At 68.3% G+C, this 18,801-nt stretch carries 19 protein-coding genes, 1 tRNA gene and 1 rRNA gene; 19 read left to right on the forward strand and 2 right to left on the reverse strand.

Annotated features, from left to right (window positions below):
* Nucleotides 1–83: 83 nt before the first annotated feature.
* From ssd to CA951_RS13310, 8 genes are all read left to right on the forward strand, one after another.
* Nucleotides 84–1,169, forward strand: coding sequence for a septum site-determining protein Ssd (ssd, locus tag CA951_RS13275; RefSeq protein WP_087557276.1), 1,086 nt, complete (start codon nucleotides 84–86; stop codon nucleotides 1,167–1,169).
* Nucleotides 1,166–2,365, forward strand: coding sequence for a TadA family conjugal transfer-associated ATPase (locus CA951_RS13280; RefSeq protein WP_087557306.1), 1,200 nt, complete (start codon nucleotides 1,166–1,168; stop codon nucleotides 2,363–2,365). The genes ssd and CA951_RS13280 overlap by 4 nt, the downstream gene beginning before the upstream one ends.
* The gene (locus tag CA951_RS13285; protein ID WP_087557307.1) at nucleotides 2,362–3,150 is read left to right on the forward strand and encodes a type II secretion system F family protein; all 789 of its coding nucleotides are present in this window, start codon (nucleotides 2,362–2,364) and stop codon (nucleotides 3,148–3,150) included. The genes CA951_RS13280 and CA951_RS13285 overlap by 4 nt, the downstream gene beginning before the upstream one ends.
* The gene (locus tag CA951_RS13290) at nucleotides 3,147–3,734 is read left to right on the forward strand and encodes a type II secretion system F family protein (protein ID WP_087557277.1); all 588 of its coding nucleotides are present in this window, start codon (nucleotides 3,147–3,149) and stop codon (nucleotides 3,732–3,734) included. The genes CA951_RS13285 and CA951_RS13290 overlap by 4 nt, the downstream gene beginning before the upstream one ends.
* 57 nt (nucleotides 3,735–3,791) lie before the next feature.
* Complete coding sequence (locus tag CA951_RS13295) at nucleotides 3,792–4,010, forward strand: DUF4244 domain-containing protein (protein ID WP_087557278.1); 219 nt, start codon at nucleotides 3,792–3,794, stop codon at nucleotides 4,008–4,010.
* A complete protein-coding gene (locus tag CA951_RS13300; protein WP_087557279.1) occupies nucleotides 4,010–4,384 on the forward strand; it encodes a TadE family type IV pilus minor pilin in 375 nt (124 codons plus the stop codon). The genes CA951_RS13295 and CA951_RS13300 overlap by 1 nt, the downstream gene beginning before the upstream one ends.
* Entirely contained in the window at nucleotides 4,381–4,737 is a 357-nt protein-coding gene (locus tag CA951_RS13305) for an Rv3654c family TadE-like protein (RefSeq protein WP_087557280.1), read from the forward strand. The genes CA951_RS13300 and CA951_RS13305 overlap by 4 nt, the downstream gene beginning before the upstream one ends.
* Before the next feature lie 208 nt (nucleotides 4,738–4,945).
* Nucleotides 4,946–6,355 (forward strand): MFS transporter, encoded by a 1,410-nt coding sequence (locus CA951_RS13310; protein WP_087557281.1) that lies wholly within the window; start codon nucleotides 4,946–4,948, stop codon nucleotides 6,353–6,355.
* A 28-nt stretch (nucleotides 6,356–6,383) separates the two neighbouring features.
* Here CA951_RS13310 and CA951_RS13315 read toward each other — a convergent pair whose 3' ends face one another.
* Nucleotides 6,384–7,280 carry a LysR family transcriptional regulator gene (locus tag CA951_RS13315; protein ID WP_087557282.1) on the reverse strand — a complete coding sequence of 299 codons (897 nt, stop codon included), beginning with the start codon at nucleotides 7,278–7,280 and terminating at the stop codon, nucleotides 6,384–6,386.
* Between the two features lie 110 nt (nucleotides 7,281–7,390).
* Between CA951_RS13315 and CA951_RS13320 the strand changes: the two genes are divergently transcribed.
* Nucleotides 7,391–8,311: a CoA transferase subunit A gene (locus CA951_RS13320; RefSeq protein WP_087557283.1), complete on the forward strand. Its 921-nt coding sequence runs from the start codon at nucleotides 7,391–7,393 to the stop codon at nucleotides 8,309–8,311.
* Nucleotides 8,308–9,090, forward strand: a complete 783-nt coding sequence (locus tag CA951_RS13325) for a CoA-transferase subunit beta (protein WP_087557284.1) — start codon at nucleotides 8,308–8,310, stop codon at nucleotides 9,088–9,090. The genes CA951_RS13320 and CA951_RS13325 overlap by 4 nt, the downstream gene beginning before the upstream one ends.
* A gap of 16 nt (nucleotides 9,091–9,106) precedes the next feature.
* Here the strand turns inward: CA951_RS13325 and CA951_RS13330 are convergent, their stop codons facing one another.
* A complete protein-coding gene (locus CA951_RS13330) occupies nucleotides 9,107–11,470 on the reverse strand; it encodes a DEAD/DEAH box helicase (RefSeq protein WP_087557285.1) in 2,364 nt (787 codons plus the stop codon).
* A 396-nt stretch (nucleotides 11,471–11,866) separates the two neighbouring features.
* Here CA951_RS13330 and CA951_RS13335 point away from each other — a divergent pair, with 396 nt between their 5' ends.
* The 9 genes from CA951_RS13335 to CA951_RS13370 form a co-directional block, all read left to right on the forward strand.
* A complete protein-coding gene (locus CA951_RS13335) occupies nucleotides 11,867–12,070 on the forward strand; it encodes a cold-shock protein (protein ID WP_005248460.1) in 204 nt (67 codons plus the stop codon).
* A gap of 141 nt (nucleotides 12,071–12,211) precedes the next feature.
* Entirely contained in the window at nucleotides 12,212–12,796 is a 585-nt protein-coding gene (locus CA951_RS13340; protein WP_087557286.1) for a hypothetical protein, read from the forward strand.
* A 137-nt stretch (nucleotides 12,797–12,933) separates the two neighbouring features.
* Nucleotides 12,934–15,855 (forward strand): type I DNA topoisomerase, encoded by a 2,922-nt coding sequence (topA, locus tag CA951_RS13345; protein WP_087557287.1) that lies wholly within the window; start codon nucleotides 12,934–12,936, stop codon nucleotides 15,853–15,855.
* Between the two features lie 52 nt (nucleotides 15,856–15,907).
* The gene (locus tag CA951_RS13350) at nucleotides 15,908–17,122 is read left to right on the forward strand and encodes a DNA polymerase III subunit delta' (RefSeq protein WP_087557288.1); all 1,215 of its coding nucleotides are present in this window, start codon (nucleotides 15,908–15,910) and stop codon (nucleotides 17,120–17,122) included.
* A 31-nt stretch (nucleotides 17,123–17,153) separates the two neighbouring features.
* Nucleotides 17,154–17,226, forward strand: a tRNA-Thr gene (locus CA951_RS13355).
* A gap of 97 nt (nucleotides 17,227–17,323) precedes the next feature.
* A complete protein-coding gene (locus CA951_RS13360; protein ID WP_087557289.1) occupies nucleotides 17,324–17,761 on the forward strand; it encodes a DUF2752 domain-containing protein in 438 nt (145 codons plus the stop codon).
* 42 nt (nucleotides 17,762–17,803) lie between these two features.
* Nucleotides 17,804–17,926, forward strand: coding sequence for a hypothetical protein (locus tag CA951_RS44140; protein WP_005248443.1), 123 nt, complete (start codon nucleotides 17,804–17,806; stop codon nucleotides 17,924–17,926).
* 48 nt (nucleotides 17,927–17,974) lie between these two features.
* Nucleotides 17,975–18,172, forward strand: a complete 198-nt coding sequence (locus CA951_RS13365; RefSeq protein WP_087557290.1) for a hypothetical protein — start codon at nucleotides 17,975–17,977, stop codon at nucleotides 18,170–18,172.
* A 537-nt stretch (nucleotides 18,173–18,709) separates the two neighbouring features.
* A 16S ribosomal RNA gene (locus CA951_RS13370) occupies nucleotides 18,710–18,801 on the forward strand; the annotation flags it as partial.

Below are 18,801 nucleotides of genomic sequence, written 5' to 3' on the forward strand. Positions count from 1 at the left end.
AGTTTTTATCCCCAACCCCGAAGTTGTCCACAATTCGAACCGGGCCTCTTTCCGCGGTATCGGGCAGCGGGCACGCTCGCTGCATGGACGCACGAGACGGTGGCGAAGTGCTGGTTTTGGTCGACGATCCGGCGCTGCTGCACAGCATCAGGCGCGTGGCGGCTGCGGCCGACCGGACGCTGAACGAGGCCGAGGTCGCCGACGCCCGGCACACCTGGGGCAGCGCGCCGATCGTCGTGCTCGACCCGAGCGCCGCCGCCGCGTGCCGCAACCGGCTCCCACGCCGGCGCCGGGTCGTACTGCTGTGTGACGGGCCGCCGGGCATCGACGAGTGGCGGATCGCGACCGCGGTCGGTGCCGAGCACGTGCTGGCCGTGCCCGACGACGAGTCGGCTCTGGTCGCCGTTCTCGGCGAGCAACCCCAGCGGCCCGACGCGGACGGAACCGTCGTCGCCGTGGTCGGCGGATGCGGCGGCGCCGGCGCCTCCACCCTGGCGGCCGCGACAGCCCTCACCGCGGCGACGCGGCCGCAGCCCACACTGCTGCTCGACACCGACTCGTGGGGATCCGGGCTCGACGTGCTGCTGGGCATCGAGGACGTGCCCGGACTGCGGTGGTCGGGACTGTCGATCGAGGGCGGCCGGATCTCCTCGGGCGCGCTCCGGGACGCGCTGCCGGCCCGCGGCGAGCACCTGAGGGTCCTCGCCTGCAGCAGGACCGGGCACGGCGCGGGACCGACGGCGGCCGCGATCCGCGCCGTGACCGACGCCGGGCGACAGGCCGGTGACCTGGTCGTGTGCGACGTGTCGCGGTTCCCCGGCCCGGTCACCGAGGCCGTCCTCGAACTCGCCGACCTCGTGGTCCTCGTCGTGCCGGCGACCGTCCGGGCCTGCATCGCCGCGGGCAAGGTGTCGCACTGGATCACCGAACGGAACCCCAATCAGGGACTGGTGGTCCGCGGCCCGGCACCCGGTGGGCTTCGCGGCGCCGACGTGGCGGAGGTCCTCGATCTGCCGCTGATCGCGTCGATGCGCGCCGAGCGCGCGCTCACCGGAATGCTCGAACACGGCGGTCTGCGGCCGGGGCGGCGCTCTCCGCTGGGCGCCGCGACCGAGGCGGTCCTCGACACCGTCGGCAGCCGACCGCGGACGCGGGAGTGGGCGGCATGAGTTCCCTCGTCACCCCCGACCTCCTCGACCGGGTGCGCGAACGCCTCGCGCACACGTCCGGCGAGCCGACACCGGCGACGGTCGCCGCGGCCATCCGGACCGAGTCCGGCGGCGTGCTCGGCGACACCGACCTGCTCGGTGCGTTGCGGGTGCTCATGACCGAACTCACCGGCGCAGGCCCGCTCGAGTCGCTGCTGACCGAACCCGGTGTTGCGGACGTGCTCGTCACGGCGCCGGACCGGGTATGGGTGGATCGTGGCCGCGGACTCGAACGCGCAGCGGTCCGGTTCACCGACGAGGCGGCGGTGCGCCGACTCGCCCAGCGGCTGGCGCTGTCCGCCGGACGCCGCCTCGACGACGCTCAGCCGTGGGTCGACGGAAGGCTGCGGGACGTCGGAAACGGCTCGTTCGGTGTACGGCTGCATGCCGTCCTCGCGCCCGTCGCCCAGGGCGGCACCTGCCTGTCGCTGCGGGTGCTGCGCCCGGCCACCCAGGGGCTGGGCGCGCTCGTCGCGGGCGGCGCCGTCACCGCGGCGGCTCACGATCTGCTGGTGAAGATCGTGCGCGCACGCCTCGCCTTCCTGGTCACCGGCGGCACCGGGGCCGGGAAGACCACGCTGCTGGCCGCGTTGCTGGGGGCGGTGGATCCGGCCGAACGGATCGTGTGCGTCGAGGACGCCGCGGAATTGGCGCCGACGCACCCGCACGTGGTCCGGCTCGTGGCCCGGGCACCGAACGTCGAGGGTGTGGGCGAGGTGACCGTCCGGGACCTCGTCCGGCAGTCCCTCCGTATGCGACCCGACCGGATCGTCGTGGGCGAGGTGCGCGGCGCCGAAGTAGTCGATTTGCTTACAGCGCTCAACACGGGTCACGACGGCGGTGCCGGAACGGTGCACGCCAACTCCCCCGAGGAGGTGCCCGCCCGGCTCGAAGCGCTTGCGGCACTGGGCGGAATGGACCGCGCGGCGCTGCACAGTCAGCTGGCCGCGGCCGTGCAGGTGATCCTGCACGTCCACCGGTCGTCGAGCGGGGTGCGGCAGTTGACGCAGATCGGTGTCGTCACTCGCGACGAGCACGGACGCGTCACGATCGTTCCCGCCTGGAGTCGCGACACAGGGGAGGGGCCGGCGGTGGACCGGCTCCGCCACTGGTGTTCTCGGCGGGAACCGGCCGTGTCTGGTGGGGAGGCGTCGTGATAGTAGGTCTGGTGGTGCTGGCGTGCGCGGTGCTGGCGGTGCCGTCCGCGCGGTCGCGTCCGCGCTTGCTCGCGGTGACCGGACGGGGAGGTTCCCGGCGGATGCGTTTGCCCTGGGCGGTTCCGGCGGCGCTCGTCTGCGCTCCGGTCGTGTACGAACTGGGCGGGGTCTGCGCGGTTCTGGCCTCGGTGATCGTCTGTGCGACAGTACGGTTCAGGTCGATGCGACGCCGGTCCGCGAAAGCGAAGGACGCCGATCTGCGTGTCGTGCTGGCGGGCCTCGAGGTTGTGACGGCGGAACTCCGGGTGGGCGCGCACCCAGCCGCGGCCTGTCAGACGGCGGCCGACGAATCGGTGGGCAGTGTGTCGGCGGCCTTCCGGGCCGCGTCGGCGCGCTCGCGGCTCGGGGGATCCGCCGCCGACGGGTTCCGCATCGCAGACTCCCGAGTCGGCACCGAGTTGGGGCGAATCGCCGACATCTGGGCGGTGGCCGACGCGCACGGTCTCGCGCTGGCGGAACTGCTCGAGGCGGCGCGGACGGACCTGTTGGGGCGCAGCCGCTTCCGTCAGCGAACCGAGGCGTCGCTCGCCGGGGCGAGGGCGACGGCGACCGTACTGGCCGGGCTGCCGCTCCTGGGTGTCGGTCTCGGCCAGATGATGGGGGCGTCCCCGCTGACGGTGCTGTTCGGCGGCGGGCTGGGCGGCATCCTGCTGCTGCTCGGTGCGGGGCTGGTGTGCGCCGGTCTGCTGTGGACCGACCGGATCACCGGACGGGTGACGGGATGATCTGGGGCGCGGTACTTCTCCTCGCGTGCGCCGTGCTGGTTCTCCCCGCGCCCAGATCGCCGGTGCAGCGACTGCGCGGCGACGCCGGCGGTGCGGGCGAGACAGAGGCCACGACGGACGACCCCACGCGCCGCGAGGACCCGCTCGCGACCGCCGCCGCCTTCGACCTGCTGGCAGCGTGCCTGCGTGCAGGGTTGCCGGTCGCGACCGCAGCACAGGCCGTGTCACGGTCGGCACCGGCGCCGCTGTCGGAATCGCTCCGCCGCGCCGCAGACCTGCTCGCGCTGGGGGCCGACGCGGCGACCGCATGGGAGGCGGCGGCGTCGGACCCGGCCACCGAATCGCTCGCCCGGATGGCACGACGGTCCGCGGCGTCGGGTTCGTCGCTTGCCGGTTCGATGACGGAACTCGCCGCCGAGGGCCGAACTCAGGTCGAGCACCTGGCGGCGGCATCGGCCGAACGAGCGGGCGTGCTCATCAGCGGTCCGCTCGGGTTGTGCTTCCTGCCGGCGTTCATCTGTCTCGGGATCATCCCGGTCGTCGTCGGGCTGGCCTCGCGCGTGCTGGACGGCGGGTTGCTGTGACACGCAGACACTTCCGGCTCAGGACCTCTGCGCCGGACACTCTGAAGGGGGAACACCATGAAACACGGAATCCGGTCGGTGGCGGCAGTGCGGGCACTGACGGCACACCTGATGCTGCTCGCGACGGACGAGGACGGCATGTCGACCGCCGAGTACGCCATCGGCACGATCGCGGCCGCGGCGTTCGGGGCCGTCCTGTATTCGGTCGTCACCGGCGACAGTATCGTCACGGCATTGACGAACATCATCGACAAAGCGCTGAACACCGCGGTGTGATGAGGTCCGCCGAGAACCTGCGCCGGTCGGAGGCGGGCGGCGTCACGGTGGAGGCGGCGATAGCGATCGCGTCGATCGTCGCGGTGGTCGTGCTGTGTGTCGGCGCGATCACCGCGGTGACGCTGCACGTCCGGTGTGTCGATTCGGCCCGTGAGGCCGCCCGGCTCACCGCCCGCGGAGATCACGAGTCGGCGATCTCCGCGGCGCAGAGAGTGGCCCCGGACGGCGCCGACGTATCGGTCCGGACCGAGGGGGAGTTCGTCGTCGCGACCGTGCGGGCACACAGTCCGCTTCTTCCGCTCGTGAACATCTCCGCGGAGGCGGTAGCTGCGCTCGAACCCACGGTGCCGGGGTGGAGCGGGGGAGGCCGATGAACTCGGGGATCTCCGACGACCGCGGTGCCGCGACGGTGCTGGCGTGTTGCGCGCTCGCGGCCTTGGTGGTGGTCACGGCGATGCTGGTGCACGTCGGTTCGGCGGTGGCGGTGCGGCACCGCGCGCAGTCGGCGGCGGATCTGGCCGCTCTTGCCGCGGCCGTCGGTCTGGACCGCGGCACCGACGCGGCGTGCGACGCGGCGCGGGAGGTCGCGGGGCGGATGCGCACCGAGGTCGTGTCCTGTGAGGTCGACGACTGGGACGTGGAGGTCGCGGTCACCGCGCACGTGATCCTGTCCGTGCCGGGTGTCCGGGACGCGCGGGCGGTGGCGCGGGCGGGCCCGGCGGAGTGACATCGGGCCCCGCGGAGTGACGTCGACGGCAGGACGGTGCCGGCGACGCCCATCGCTCCAGCGTGCGCGGGGTTTCCCGGATTATGATCAGATCGGTAATAATCCCCGGTCGGAACAGTATTGGACGGCATTGATCCTGTGATGCGAGTCTCACTGAAGCGAGCTGGTTTCCATTCAGACCACTTCCCTTGGCGAGAGAGGGCACTACATGACCACGGCACCACCGAAGAGGACCGAGGCCGAGACGAAAGCACGGAGAGCGGGCATCGCCTCGTTCATCGGCACCACGATCGAGTGGTACGACTTCTACATCTACGGCACCGCGTCCGCCCTGGTCTTCGGTCAGGTGTTCTTCTCCGACACCCTGCCTGCGGGCATGGGCACCCTGCTGGCGTTCGTCACGCTGTGGGCCGGGTTCCTCGCTCGCCCGATCGGCGGCATCGTCTTCGGGCATCTCGGCGACAAGATCGGCCGGAAGACCACCCTGGTCATCACGCTCATGATGATGGGGACCGCCACGGTCGGGATCGGCCTCCTGCCGTCCTACGCGCAGATCGGGGTGTGGGCGCCCGTTGCGCTGGTTTTCCTCCGCGTCGTTCAGGGCGTGGCCGTGGGTGGCGAGTGGGGCGGGGCCGTCCTGATCGCCAGTGAGAACGCACCCAAGGGAAAGGGGATTCTGTACTCGGCGTTCGCGCAGCAGGGGTCCCCCGCCGGAAACCTCCTGGCCACGATGGCGTTCTTCCTGCTCTCCGCGATGCCCACCCCGGAATTCGTGCTGTACGGCTGGCGTATCCCGTTCCTGATCTCCGCGGTCCTGGTGATCGTCGGCATGATCATCCGCCTCAAACTCGAAGAGTCGGACGCCATGAAGACCGTGCTGAAGCGCAAGAAGACCGTCGCACTGCCGATCGGTGAGGTCCTGCGCAAGCACTGGGTCCTCGTCCTGCTCGGTGCGGGCGCGCTGCCCCTGGCGCAGGTGACGTATTTCAAGAACACCTTCGCGTTGTCCTGGGCCACCAGCGAACTCGGCTACGACCGCGGCACGTTCCTCGGTGCCATCGCGATCGCCCTCGTCGTGCAGTTCATCGTGCAGCCGTTCGGCGCCGTCCTGGTGTCTCGGATCGACATGCGGAAAGCCATGTGCATCATGGTGATTCCCGAGTTCGTCTTGATGCCGGCGATGTTCTTCGCGATCCGGACCGAGAACTTCGCCGTCGCCGTGGTCATGATGTGCCTCGCGACCATTCCGCACTCGATGTTCTACGGCGCGATCGCCGGTGTGCTCGCCCGTGCCTTCCCCGCCAACATTCGCTACACCGGCCTGTCGGCGGCCTACCAGCTGTGTTCGCTGATCGTCGGCGGCGGCACCCCGGTGCTGGCGCAGTGGATGCTCAACTCGTCCGGCAACATCGTCGGTGTCGCCTTCGTGTCGGCCGGCTACGCCGCCGTGTCGCTGGTCTGCACGCTGCTGCTCCTGAACCGGACCGGATTCGACGCGCGCCGGTTGTCGACGGCGGAGCAGTCCGACGCCGACGAACTGCAACTCGACGTCGAGGAAGACGGCGCGATCGACGGCACTCCGAGCGCAGGGCAGCCACGTGCGACAGCCCACTCCTGACCGCGCAGTTTCATCCCGGAGGGGACAGTCATTCCGGAGTGGGCAGCGCTTCCTCGGACAGCCTGAGCACTTCCCGCAACGCGGCGCTGTCGTCGTCCGCGCGCCACGCGATCCGCAACTGCAGGGTGCTGGGACCTCCGACCAGCGGGAGAAACACGACATCCGGGTTGTTGACGTTCTCGACGACGGAGGAGACGGTCAACGCGCAGCCGACCTCCGCGGACACCAACGCCATCAACGACATCGAGTCCGGCGCGCTCTGCACGATCCGGGGCGTGAAGCCGGCGTCGTGGGCCGCCCGCTGCAGGGAGTCGCGCAGCGCCGATCCGGGATCGGCGGGCAGCGCCACCCAGGGCTCGGTCGCCAACTCCTCGATCCGGACGCCGTCCCTGCCCGCGAGCGGGTGGTCGACGGTCACGGCCACCACGAAGTCCTCGTTGAGGATGACGCGGGACGCGATGCCCGGTGGGGTGAAGATCCACCGGCCCAGGCCGATGTCGAGGGTTCCGTCGAGGAGCTTGTTCAGTGCCTCGCTCGCGAAAGCGGAACTGTTCAAAACGAATTCGATTCCCGGATGAGTGTGCCGGACGAGTTTCGCCCACCGTCCGATGAGCAGATGGGACGAGACGCCGGAGAAGCCGATGCGCACCCGGCCGACCTGGCCGCGCCCGGCGGCGGCGACGGCGATCTCCGCGAGCCGGCAGGCGTCCAGGATCTCGCGCGCCGGGCCGAGCAGTGCCTCGCCGGCGGAGGTGAGGCGGACGTTCCGGGTGTTCCGGTCGAACAGGGTTGCCCCGAGTTGTTTCTCCAGTTGCCGAATGGTTCTGCTCAGCGGCGGCTGAGCCGAGTGCAGGCGTTGTGCGGCCCGGCCGAAATGCAACTCCTCGGCGACGGCGAGAAAGGCAGTGATCTGAGAAATCTCCACACCAGAACTATTGCAGTTCGAGCAATAGACCTGTCAACACTATTGAGCGAGACGGCGGTAATCCGGTGGGAAGGGTCCAGAAGCGGCTCCCGGCGGTTCCGGAGAAGGGCATGGCAATGAGCAAAGTGGTCAGCATGGCGGAGGCCATCGAGACGTACGTCGAAGACGGCATGACCGTGTGTCTCGAGGGTTTCTCGCATCTCATCTCGTTCGCGGCTGCGCACGAGATCATCCGGCAGCAGCGCCAGAATCTGACGCTGTGCCGGATGACGCCGGACATCGTGTCGGATCAACTCGTGGCCGCCGGTTGTGTCACCAAGCTCGTGGCCTCATTCTTTGCGAGCGGCTCGGCCGGGTCCCTGCACGAGTTGCGCCGTCGCATCGAGCGTCACGATCCGGCGCCGCTCGAGGTCGAGGAGTACAGCCACTACGGAATGGTCTGCCGCTATCAGGCGGGCGCCGCCGGGTTGCCGTTCTTTCCGCTGCGGTCGTACGCCGGAAGCGACCTTCCGCGGCTCAACCCCAGAATTCGCCTGGTCGACGACCCCTACGGGGAGGGCACTGTCTACGTCGTGCCGCCGCTGAACCCGGACGTGACCATCGTTCACGCGCAGCGCGCCGACCGTCACGGCAATGTGCAGATCTGGGGGATCTCCGGGGTTCAGCAGGAGGCGGTGTATGCCGCGGGGAAGGCGATCGTGGTCGTCGAGGAGATCGTCGACGACGACGTCGTCCGCTCCGATCCCAACCGCACGCTGATCCCGTCCCATGCGGTCGATGCCGTCGTCGTCTGTCCGCGCGGGGCGCATCCTTCGTATGTGCAGGGCTATTACGACCGGGACTGCGCGTTCTACCGACGCTGGACCGCGATCAGCAAGGACTCGGGACTCCTGCAGGCGTGGCTGAAGGAATGGGTGCACGGCACCGCGAATCACGAGGAATACCTGGACAAACTCGGCGGCGACTACTGGGACGACCTCGCCGTCGCGCCGCGATTCTCCGAACCGGTCGACTACGGGAGCAGAAAATGACCACAGCACGAGTCGGAGGGATCTCGGCGACCGAGGTCATCGTGTCCGTCGCCGCCCGCGAACTCGCCGGCAAGAGGCGTGTCTTCGCCGGGGTCGGCCTGCCGACGCTCGCCGTCGACCTGGCGAAGCGGACCAGCAACCCGGACGTCGAACTGATCTACGAATCGGGTGTGTGCGGCGCCCATCCCAGCGCGATGGCCGAGGGCATCGCCGACTCGGTGGTCGTGTCGGGCGCGGAGTCGGTGGTGTCGATGCAGGCGTTGTTCGGGTACGTGCTGCAGGGCGGCAACGTGGACGTCGGGTTCCTCGGCGCGGCCCAGATCGACAGGTACGGCAGTCTCAACACCAGCATCATCGGCGACTGGGACAAGCCGACGGTCCGGTTGCCCGGAGCCGGTGGTGCCGCGGAAATCATGCCCAACGCCGGCGAGATCTTCGTGGTGATGCGGCGCCACGATCCGAGCGCCTTCCCCGCGGAACTCGACTTCTGCACGTCGCCGAGCCCGGTCCGGGCCCGGGCGGCGGGCGACGGGATCGCCCCTCGTGGCCGCGGGGTGACGAAGGTGTTCACGAACCTCGGCGTGCTGTCGCGGCAGGGGCCGTTCGACGAACTCGAGTTGGTCAGCGTGCACGAGGGGGTCACCGTCGACGACGTGCGGGCGCAGACCGGCTGGGAATTGAAGGTCGCGGACGATGTCACGGTCACCGCGCCGCCGACCGGCGAGGAGATTCACCTGCTCCGCGACGTGATCGACACGGTGCGGTTATATCTGCGCTGATCGGAACGCCGGTATCTCAGCCGAGCGAGTCGAGCACCGCGGAGAGGATCCGGATCGCCCCGTCCTTGTCGAGGGGATCGTTGCCGTTTCCACACTTCGGCGAGTACACGCAGGACGGGCACCCGGACGTGCAGTCGCACGATCGGATCGCTTCGCGGGTCGCGCCGAGCCAGCGGGTGAGTTCGGCGTGCCCCCGGTCGGCGAATCCGGCGCCGCCGGCGTGACCGTCGTAGACGAACACGGTGGGCAGCCCGGTGTCGGCGTGCAACGCCGTCGAGACGCCGCCGATGTCGCCTCGATCGCACACCGCGACGAGGGGTAGGAGCCCGATCGCCGCGTGTTCCGCGGCGTGGAGTGCCCCGGGCACGCGTTCCGCCGGAACACCGGCCTGCAGCAGAAGTTCCGGGGTGATCGTGTACATCACCGCGCGGGTGGGGAGGGTGTGTTTCGGCATGTCCAGTTCGACGGCGTCGAGGATCTCGCCGGACGGCAGTCGCCGCAGGTACCCGATCACCTGATGGGTCACCTCGACCTCGACGAGCGCGACCTCGACGTCGCCGAACTGCTTCTGCTCGAGTACCGAGGTGACGGTGATCTCGGTGGTTTCGCGGGCCGACGTCGTCCAGTCGGGGTCCTCCGCGTGCACCAGGGCGAGGCCCTGGTCGAGGTCGAGTTCGTCGACGACGTACGACTCACCCTGATGGATGTGGACGGCGCCGGGGTGCGCCGTGGCGGGAGCGCGGCCGGTGTCGACCGTTCCGAGCATGCGTCCGGATTCCGACACGACAATCGCCACCTGGGTTCCGATTCCACCCCGGATATCCACTGCCCCATGAGGATTTGTGCCGGCGGTGACGAACCAGCCGTGTGCGCGCCGGCGGATCAGGCCCTGTTCCGACAGCTTCCCGAGCACGTCGACCGCCCCGAACGCTTCGGCCTCCGCGTCGGACAGTGGTAGTTCCATTGCCGCGCAGAGCAACTGCGGGCCGAGGACGTACGGATTGCTCGGGTCGGTGACGGTGGCCTCGACGGGTTTGTCGAGCAGCGCGGACGGATGGTGGACGAGGTAGGTGTCGAGCGGGTCGTCCCGCGCGACCAGCACCACGAGCGAACCTTCGCCGCGCCTGCCGGACCGGCCGCCCTGCTGCCAGAACGACGCCACCGTGCCGGGGAACCCGGCGACGACGACGGCGTCGAGGCCGGCGATGTCGACGCCCAGTTCCAGCGCATTCGTCGTTGCCGCCCCGAGCAGGGTGCCATCGGCGAGGGCAGTTTCGAGTTCACGCCGGTCCTCGGCGAGGTAGCCGGCCCGGTACGACGCGACGCGCGACGCGAGTTCGGGATCGATCTCCCCGAGTAGGCGTTTGGTCGCCATCGCGGTCAGTTCGGCGCCCCGGCGGGAGCGCACGAAGGTCAGCGTGCGGGCGCCTTCGACCATCAGAGAGGCCATGATGCGTGCGGCCTCGGACCCGGCGGGCCGCCGGACGGGGCTTCCGTTCTCCCCGGTGACCTCCCGCATGAGCGGGGGTTCCCACAGCGCGACGGTCCGGGGACCGTGCGGCGAACCGTCTTCCACGATCTCGGCACAGGGCGCCCCGATCAACCTCGACGCCGCCGCCCCGGGGTCTGCGGTGGTGGCGGACGCGAGGACGAAGACGGGGTCGGCGCCGTACCGCGCCGCGATGCGCCGGAGCCGCCGCAGCACGAGCGCGACATTCGAGCCGAAGACGCCACGGTAGGAGTGGCATTCGTCGATCACCACGTACGCCAGATTGCGGAAGAAGTGCGCCCATCGCTGGTGGGTCCGCAGGAGCGAGATGTGCAGCATGTCGGGGTTCGTGAAGAGCCACCGCGAGTTCTCCCGGGCCCAGTGCCGCACCTCGAGTGGGGTGTCGCCGTCGAACACACATGGGCACGCGCTCCGCAGGTCGTCCCCGGCGTCCATGACATCGGAGTCGATGAGTGCCGTCACCGCCCGGAGCTGGTCCGCTCCCAGCGCCTTGGTCGGCGAGAGGTAGAGGGCGGTCGCCCGCGGATCCGTTGCCAGAGTGGTGAGTACCGGAAGCTGGTAGGCGAGGGATTTGCCCGACGCGGTTCCGGTGGACACCACGACGTTCGTCCCGTGATGCGCCAGGTCGGCGGCGGCGGCCTGATGAGTCCAGGGACGGGCGATCCCGTTCTCCTGCATGGCCCGGACGACGCTGGGGTGCGCCCAGGCGGGCCATTCCGACAGTTGAGAAGTCCGCGCAGGCATTTCTGCGGCGAAAGTGAGCGGGTTTTCGTCCCGGGGAACGCCCTCGAGCACTCGGTTCAGCAGTGTTCGGCCGTATGTTTCGCCCGTATTTCCACTGTCGTCACGGGGTGAAAACGGTGTGCTCACTGAAGTCTCCGGGCTGTCGTAGGGACGGGCGAGTAGCTTCCACACCGCCACGACCTGCGCATTTGATGATAACGAGTGCCTCGGACGGCCTGTCGCCCGGGGTGTCGCGAGTCCGTCGCCAATGTTCAGTTCCGGGCCTGTTCGCTACAAGATCAACTTTTTGTGTGAATTGTTCGGATTTCGACTGTTGCGTTCCCGGAGTTCATGGTTGACTACAACTGGTCGCAGCTTCTGTGTTCGTAGGCTTGAAAGAGTGAACGTTCGCAGGATCGATGTTGCGAACGCGGTGCTCTGCTTTTCCTGAGGGGGAAATCTAGAAGTACAGCGGTCGGAACCGGCCCGGCGGACTGTATGTGCTGTCCGCCGAATCCGGTGGTTAGAAAGAGAAGGAAAAGCATGGCACAGGGCACTGTGAAGTGGTTCAACGCGGAAAAGGGCTTCGGCTTCATCGCACCCGAAGACGGCTCCGCTGACGTCTTCGTTCACTACTCCGAGATCCAGGGCAGCGGCTTCCGCACCCTCGAGGAGAACCAGCGCGTGGAGTTCGAGGTCGGCCAGGGCACCAAGGGTCCCCAGGCAACCGGCGTTCGCGCAGTCTGATTCTGCCGTTCACGTTCGTGAACACGTAAATCAGATAGGCGGGGTCCTCGTGGCCGCGTCTGATTCGTCCCCCATCGCCTGAGGCGGTGGGGGACGAGTCGTTTTCACGGCAACGGTGCCGTGGCAAAAGGGGGTACTTCCGTGAGTCAGCTCTCCTTCTTCTCCGCGGAGGCGATGCCGCCGGCTGTCACCGATCTGTGCGGTCTTCTCGCGGCGACGGGCCAGGTGGTCACGTCCGGCGGGCGGGCGCGCATCTCGATCGTGGTCGACGCGCAGTGGCGGGCGGAGGCGATCGCGGAGCTGATCGGGCAGGCCGGACTCGAGGTCGAGATCACGCGCAGCGACGAGGGCAGCCCCCTGGTCCGCACCGCGTCCGTCGTCGACCTGCGGCCTCTCGCGGACCAGTGGACGAGGGGAGCGGTCAAGGCGGTGCCCTCCGGCTGGGTGCCGTCGGGGCGTCAGCTGAGGGTGTGGGCGCTGGCGTCGGGCAGGGGTGAAGCGGAGGGTGAACGGTTCGTCCTCGGACTCGATCCGCACGCCCCGGATACCCACGCGCCGTTGGCCCAGGCGTTGATGCGGGCGGGCATCGCGCCGACGCTGATCGGCACCCGTGGGTCCGGTCCGGGGCTCCGGATCTCGGGTCGGCGTAGGCTCGGCAGACTCGTCGAGAGCATCGGCGAGGCTCCCGGAAATGTGGACGACCGTACCGGTTGGCCCCACGTGTAGGGCCGTGTAGACGGTACTGATCTGCGAGGATGGGTTCCGGGTATGTCACTCTAGTAATAGGCGAACCGGGTATAAAAGGGTTTGTCTGCACAACTGTCGAGTGGCAGCGATCGACTTCAGGAAGGCTCGGGCTTCAGGTGGCTAAAGGGGACAACGGCAGTGCACAGGGTGCGGCGGGAGCGTCCGGCCAGCCTCGCCGCCTCGTGATCGTCGAGTCGCCGACCAAGGCCCGCAAGATCGCCCCGTACCTCGGGAAGAACTATGTCGTCGAGGCGTCGGTCGGCCACATCCGCGACCTTCCGCGAGGAGCCGCCGACGTCCCGGCCAAGTACAAGGGTGAGCCGTGGGCGCGGCTCGGCGTCAACGTCGACCAGGACTTCGAACCGCTCTACGTGGTCAGCCCGGAGAAGAAGTCCAAGGTCACGGAGCTGAAGAGCCTCCTCAAGGACGCCGATGAACTCTTCCTCGCCACCGACCCCGACCGCGAGGGCGAAGCGATCGCCTGGCACCTCCTCGAAACGCTCAAGCCGAAGATCCCGGTTCGCCGGATGGTCTTCCACGAGATCACCGAGCCGGCCATCCGCGCCGCGGCCGAGGACACCCGCGAGCTCGACAACGACCTGGTCGACGCGCAGGAGACCCGCCGCATCCTCGACCGTCTGTACGGCTACGAGGTCAGCCCCGTGCTGTGGAAGAAGGTCATGCCGAGGTTGTCGGCAGGCCGCGTGCAGTCCGTCGCCACCCGCGTCATCGTGCAGCGGGAACGCGAGCGGATGGCGTTCCGCTCGGCCTCCTACTGGGACATCTCCGCCACTCTCGATGCCGGCGCGGAAGCCAGCCCCCGCAGTTTCGGGGCGCGTCTGGTGACCGTCGACGGGTCCCGGGTGGCGTCCGGCCGCGACTTCGGTTCGGACGGCCAGTTGAAGACGAGCACCGTGACGGTGCTGGACGAGGCGCGGGCGCAGCGTCTGGCCGAGTCCCTCGCGGGTGTCGATCTCACCGTCTCCTCCGCGGAGAGCAAGCCGTACACCCGCAAGCCGTACGCGCCGTTCATGACGTCGACGCTGCAGCAGGAGGCGGGCCGCAAGCTGCGGTTCACGTCCGAGCGGACCATGCGCATCGCGCAGCGGCTGTACGAGAACGGCTACATCACCTACATGCGTACCGACTCGACGACGCTGTCGTCGTCGGCGATCGCTGCCGCCCGGGCGCAGGCCACCGAGTTGTACGGCGCCGAGTACGTGCACGACACTCCGCGGCAGTACACCCGCAAAGTCAAGAACGCGCAGGAGGCGCACGAGGCGATCCGCCCCGCCGGCGACGTGTTCCAGACCCCCGGTCAGCTGCATTCACGTCTCGACACCGACGAGTTTCGTCTGTACGAGCTGATCTGGCAGCGCACCGTCGCGTCGCAGATGGCCGACGCGCGGGGCACGACGCTGACCCTGCGGATCACCGGAACGGCGGGCACCGGCGAGGAGTGCACCTTCTCGTCGTCGGGCCGCACCATCACTTTCGCGGGCTTCCTGAAGGCCTATGTGGAGAGCGTCGACGAGGAGGCGGGCGGCCAGTCCGACGACGCCGAGTCCCGTCTGCCGGTGCTCGTCGAGGGCCAGGCGGTCACCGCCACCAAACTCGACCCCGACGGCCACACCACCAACCCGCCCGCCCGGTACACCGAAGCGAGCCTGATCAAGACCCTGGAAGAGCTGGGCATCGGCCGTCCGTCCACGTATTCGTCGATCATCAAGACCATCCTCGATCGCGGATACGTCTACAAACGCGGTAGCGCGCTGGTCCCGTCCTGGGTGGCGTTCGCCGTCATCGGCCTTCTCGAGATGCACTTCGGACGGTTGGTCGACTTCGACTTCACCGCCGGCATGGAAGACGACCTCGACGCGATCGCCGGTGGCCGCGAACAGCGCGGCAACTGGCTCAGCAGTTTCTACTTCGGCGGCGACCACGGAGCCGAGGGTTCGGTGGCCCGTGAGGGCGGCCTGAAGAAGATGGTCGGCGTCAACCTCGAGGAGATCGACGCCCGCGAGGTCAACTCGATCAGGCTCTTCGACGATGCCGAGGGACGGGAAGTGCACGTCCGCGTCGGACGGTTCGGTCCGTATCTCGAACGGATGGTCCAGAACCCGGACGATCCCGAGGGCGACCTCATCTCGCAGCGTGCCAACCTGCCCGACGACCTCCCGCCGGACGAGCTGACGCCGGAGTACGCGGAGAAGCTGTTTTCGACGCCGCAGGAGGGTCGCAAGCTGGGCGTCGACCCGCTGACCGGGCACGAGATCGTCGCGAAGGAGGGCCGCTTCGGTCCGTACGTCACCGAGATCCTGCCCGGGCCGGAACCGGAGCCCGAACCGGCCGTGGTGCCGGTGACCGACGAATCGGCCGACGGGACGACCAAGACGAAGACGGCTGCCGCCAAGAAGGCGCCCGCGAAGAAGGCGGCGAAGAAGGCCACCGGCCCGAAGCCACGGACGGGCTCGCTGCTCAAGTCGATGGACCTGGCGACGGTAACCCTCGACGACGCTCTCAAGCTGTTGTCGCTGCCGCGTGTGGTGGGTATCGATCCGGAGTCGAAGGAAGAGATCACCGCGCAGAACGGCCGCTACGGCCCGTATCTGAAGAAGGGCACGGACTCGCGGTCGCTCGCCACCGAGGACCAGATGTTCACGGTGACCCTCGACGAGGCGCTGAAGATCTACGCGGAGCCCAAACGCCGCGGACGTCAGGCCGCCGCCACCCCGCCGCTGCGGGAGCTGGGTGTCGACTCGGTCAGCGAGAAGCCGATGGTGATCAAGGACGGCCGGTTCGGTCCGTACGTCACGGACGGTGAAACCAACGCCAGCCTCCGCAAGGGCGACGAGGTGGAGTCCATCACCGACGCCCGCGCTTCGGAACTGCTCGCGGATCGGCGTGCCCGCGGCCCCGTCAAGAAGAAGGCCGCTGCGAAGAAGGCACCAGCCAAGAAGGCGGCCAAGAAGACTGCCGCCAAGAAGGCGCCGGCGAAGAAGGCTGCCTCGAAGAAGGCCGCGGACAAGAAGGCGTGAGCCGGTATCTCGGGCCGGTAGGGATGTCGCACGTGCCGGTTAGGCTGACGCGGTGACGGTATTCGACCGGTTGGTGGGCCAGGAGGACGTCGAGTCCGAGCTGACGGCCGCGGCGACGGCCGCCCGTCGTGGAGTCGGCGAGATGGGCTCCTCGATGACGCACTCGTGGTTGTTCACCGGCCCGCCCGGCTCGGGTAGGTCGGTGGCCGCGCAGTGTTTCGCCGCCGCCCTGCAGTGCACGAGCGACGGCATTCCCGGCTGCGGCGTCTGCCATGCCTGCACCACCGCGATGGCCGGCACCCACGGCGACGTCCGGCAGGTCGTCCCCGAGGGCCTGAGCATCAGCGTCAAGGAGATGCGCGCCATCGTGCAGACCGCCGCCCGCCGGCCGAGTACCGGGCGCTGGCAGATCGTGGTCGTCGAGGATGCGGACCGGCTCACCGAGGGCGCCGCCAACGCGCTCCTGAAAGTGGTGGAGGAGCCACCGGACCGCACCGTGTTCCTGCTGTGCGCGCCGTCCGTCGACCCGCAGGACATCTCCGTGACGCTGCGGTCGCGCTGCCGGCACATCCATCTCGTGACGCCGTCGGCCGACTCCATCGCCAAGGTCCTGCGCGAGCGGGACGGCCTGGACCCCGAAGATGCGCAATTGGCTGCCTCGATCAGCGGCGGCCACGTCGGGCGGGCGCGGCGTCTCGCGACGGATCTGAACGCCAAGGTGCGTCGGAGGGACGCGCTGGACCTGGCGGTCGCGGCGCTGCGGCCCGCCACCGCGTTCGCCGCTGCGGAAGAACTGGTGCGTTCCGCCGACGCGGAGGCGAAGGAGATGAGCGCCGCTCGGGACGAGCAGGAGACCGAAGAGTTGCGCACCGCACTGGGTGCAGGCGGTACCGGTAAGGGTGCGGCCGGGGCGCTCCGCGGCTCGGCAGGTGTGCTGAAAGATCTCGAGAAGCGGCAGAAGTCCCGGGCCACCCGCACGGGCCGCGACGCACTCGACCGCGCACTGATCGATCTGGCCGGTCTCTACCGCGACGCGCTCGCCGTCGCGTGGAAGTCGAACGCCGCCGCGAACCACCCGGACATGGCCGATCGGGCCGCCGATCTCGCGTCGCGAACCACCCCGGAAGGCCTTCTGAAGTGCATCGAAGCCGTCCTGGAGTGCCGCGAGGCGATCACCGTCAACGTCAAACCGCAGTGGGCTGTCGACGCCATGGTGGCCAGTCTCGGCGACGCGTTCAGGGAGCCGTTTTCGCATACTCGGGGTTGAGGCGCTAGACTCGCCACCGCCGAAAGGCACCGCTGCCTTAGCTCAGTCGGTAGAGCATTTCACTCGTAATGAAAAGGTCGAGAGTTCGATTCTCTCAGGCAGCTCAGCGGTCCTCTGGCCCTTCCCGATCAGTCGGGAAGGGCCAGAGTCGTCTCCGGGTCCGATCCACCGGAGACCGGAGAGATCGGGAAGACTGGACGGGTGGACACCCAGAGTGGAACTCCGGCGACGCGGGCGGGCGGTCTGCGCGCACTCGGAGCACCTGCCGCTGTCGCCGCCGGCGCCGTGGTCGCGACCGCCATCCTCCACTTCCGGGATCCGCATCAGCAGGGTTCGTACGGTTTCTGTCCCGTCTACGCACTGACCGGGTGGTGGTGCCCGGCCTGTGGCGGGCTGCGGGCGGTGCATGACCTGACCAACCTCGACCTCGGCGCGGCCGTCGCCGGCAATGTCCTGATCGTCCCGTTCATCGCGGTGATGATTTTCGCGTGGATCGGATGGGCACGTCGGCGCTGGCAAGGACGACGCGATCCCATCTTCGTGGTGGGACCGCGAGTGACAGTGGGTGTGCTCATTCTCCTTGCGGCGTTTACCGTCACCAGGAACACATCTTGGGGAAGCTGGCTCGCGCCGGCCTGACACCTGGTCGCCGCGGGCACGAAACAGAGAGTCGGTTCACAGATGGCAATGCAGGTCTTTTCGCTGATCGCGATCCTGGGCGCGCTGATCGTCCTCATTCCGACCGCGCTGCGAGTCTTCGGCAAGAGCGACAACGTGAAGGCGCCGGACGAGACCGAGGAGTGAGTGCGTTGCGCTCTCGACAACCCATCGCCGCACGACCATGATTTCGATATGAGCGATTCGCTGAAGGACCGGGTGCGCGAGAAGCTGTTGCGTCAGCTGGCCGAGGACGGGGGGCACCCGGTCCAGGAGGCGGAGGGGGACGATCCACGATTGGTTTCCATCGACTCCGACCTCGCGGCGTTGGAACAGGCATCGGAGGGCGATCTGGTGATCGAGCAGCTGGCGGCCAAGTACTGGGTGCCCTGAATCGGGGTTTAGCGACGTTGACCTGGCGATTTGGTGTTCTTGTTTCCCTTCGCGTAACTTATTCCAGGTCAGAGCGACACGGACACCGACCCCGGCCGGAAGGCGGGGGACACGAGGTTGGACGCAGGCGCCTGGTAAATCGGAAGTTCACCGCCGTGTATGGTGGTGCTTCAACCCCGGTTTGATCTTGATCAGCGTCACGGCTTGCGCCGGTGAGGCTGGTAGGATAAGATGGAACGGTTGCCCCGGAGCGGCCGAAGTTGATACTTCGGTGGTGATGGTGTGCGCGTGTTCTTTGAGAACTCAACAGTGTGTCGATGAATGTCAGTGCCAAATGTTTTTGGTACTCCGCATCACGAATTGCTTTCGGGGCCTTCGGGTTTCGGGGTGTGTGTGGTGTGGGTATTTTGCTGGCTTCCCTTCCTTCTTCCGTCGGATGGGGGTCAGTGTTTGATTAAGCTAGTTTGAGTTTTTTTGCTAGTGATTTGACTCGATGTCTATGACTGATTGCCGGTTCTGCCGGCCAATCTAGAGTCTTCAACGGAGAGTTTGATCCTGGCTCAGGACGAACGCTGGCGGCGTGCTTAACACATGCAAGTCGAGCGGTAAGGCCCTTCGGGGTACACGAG

This window comes from Rhodococcus sp. NCIMB 12038 (genome assembly GCF_002165735.1).
Classification (GTDB): Bacteria; Actinomycetota; Actinomycetes; order Mycobacteriales; family Mycobacteriaceae; genus Rhodococcus_F.

Excerpts from the sequence above, each read along its gene's own strand:
- ssd (WP_087557276.1), top strand. The coding sequence starts at position 84 with ATGGACGCACGAGACGGTGGCGAAGTGCTGGTTTTGGTCGACGATCCG.
- CA951_RS13280 (WP_087557306.1), top strand. The coding sequence starts at position 1,166 with ATGAGTTCCCTCGTCACCCCCGACCTCCTCGACCGGGTGCGCGAACGC.
- CA951_RS13290 (WP_087557277.1), top strand. The coding sequence starts at position 3,147 with ATGATCTGGGGCGCGGTACTTCTCCTCGCGTGCGCCGTGCTGGTTCTC.
- CA951_RS13295 (WP_087557278.1), top strand. The coding sequence starts at position 3,792 with ATGAAACACGGAATCCGGTCGGTGGCGGCAGTGCGGGCACTGACGGCA.
- CA951_RS13300 (WP_087557279.1), top strand. The coding sequence starts at position 4,010 with ATGAGGTCCGCCGAGAACCTGCGCCGGTCGGAGGCGGGCGGCGTCACG.
- CA951_RS13305 (WP_087557280.1), top strand. The coding sequence starts at position 4,381 with ATGAACTCGGGGATCTCCGACGACCGCGGTGCCGCGACGGTGCTGGCG.
- CA951_RS13310 (WP_087557281.1), top strand. The coding sequence starts at position 4,946 with ATGACCACGGCACCACCGAAGAGGACCGAGGCCGAGACGAAAGCACGG.
- CA951_RS13320 (WP_087557283.1), top strand. The coding sequence starts at position 7,391 with ATGGCAATGAGCAAAGTGGTCAGCATGGCGGAGGCCATCGAGACGTAC.
- CA951_RS13325 (WP_087557284.1), top strand. The coding sequence starts at position 8,308 with ATGACCACAGCACGAGTCGGAGGGATCTCGGCGACCGAGGTCATCGTG.
- CA951_RS13335 (WP_005248460.1), top strand. The coding sequence starts at position 11,867 with ATGGCACAGGGCACTGTGAAGTGGTTCAACGCGGAAAAGGGCTTCGGC.
- CA951_RS44140 (WP_005248443.1), top strand. The coding sequence starts at position 17,804 with ATGGCAATGCAGGTCTTTTCGCTGATCGCGATCCTGGGCGCGCTGATC.
- CA951_RS13365 (WP_087557290.1), top strand. The coding sequence starts at position 17,975 with ATGAGCGATTCGCTGAAGGACCGGGTGCGCGAGAAGCTGTTGCGTCAG.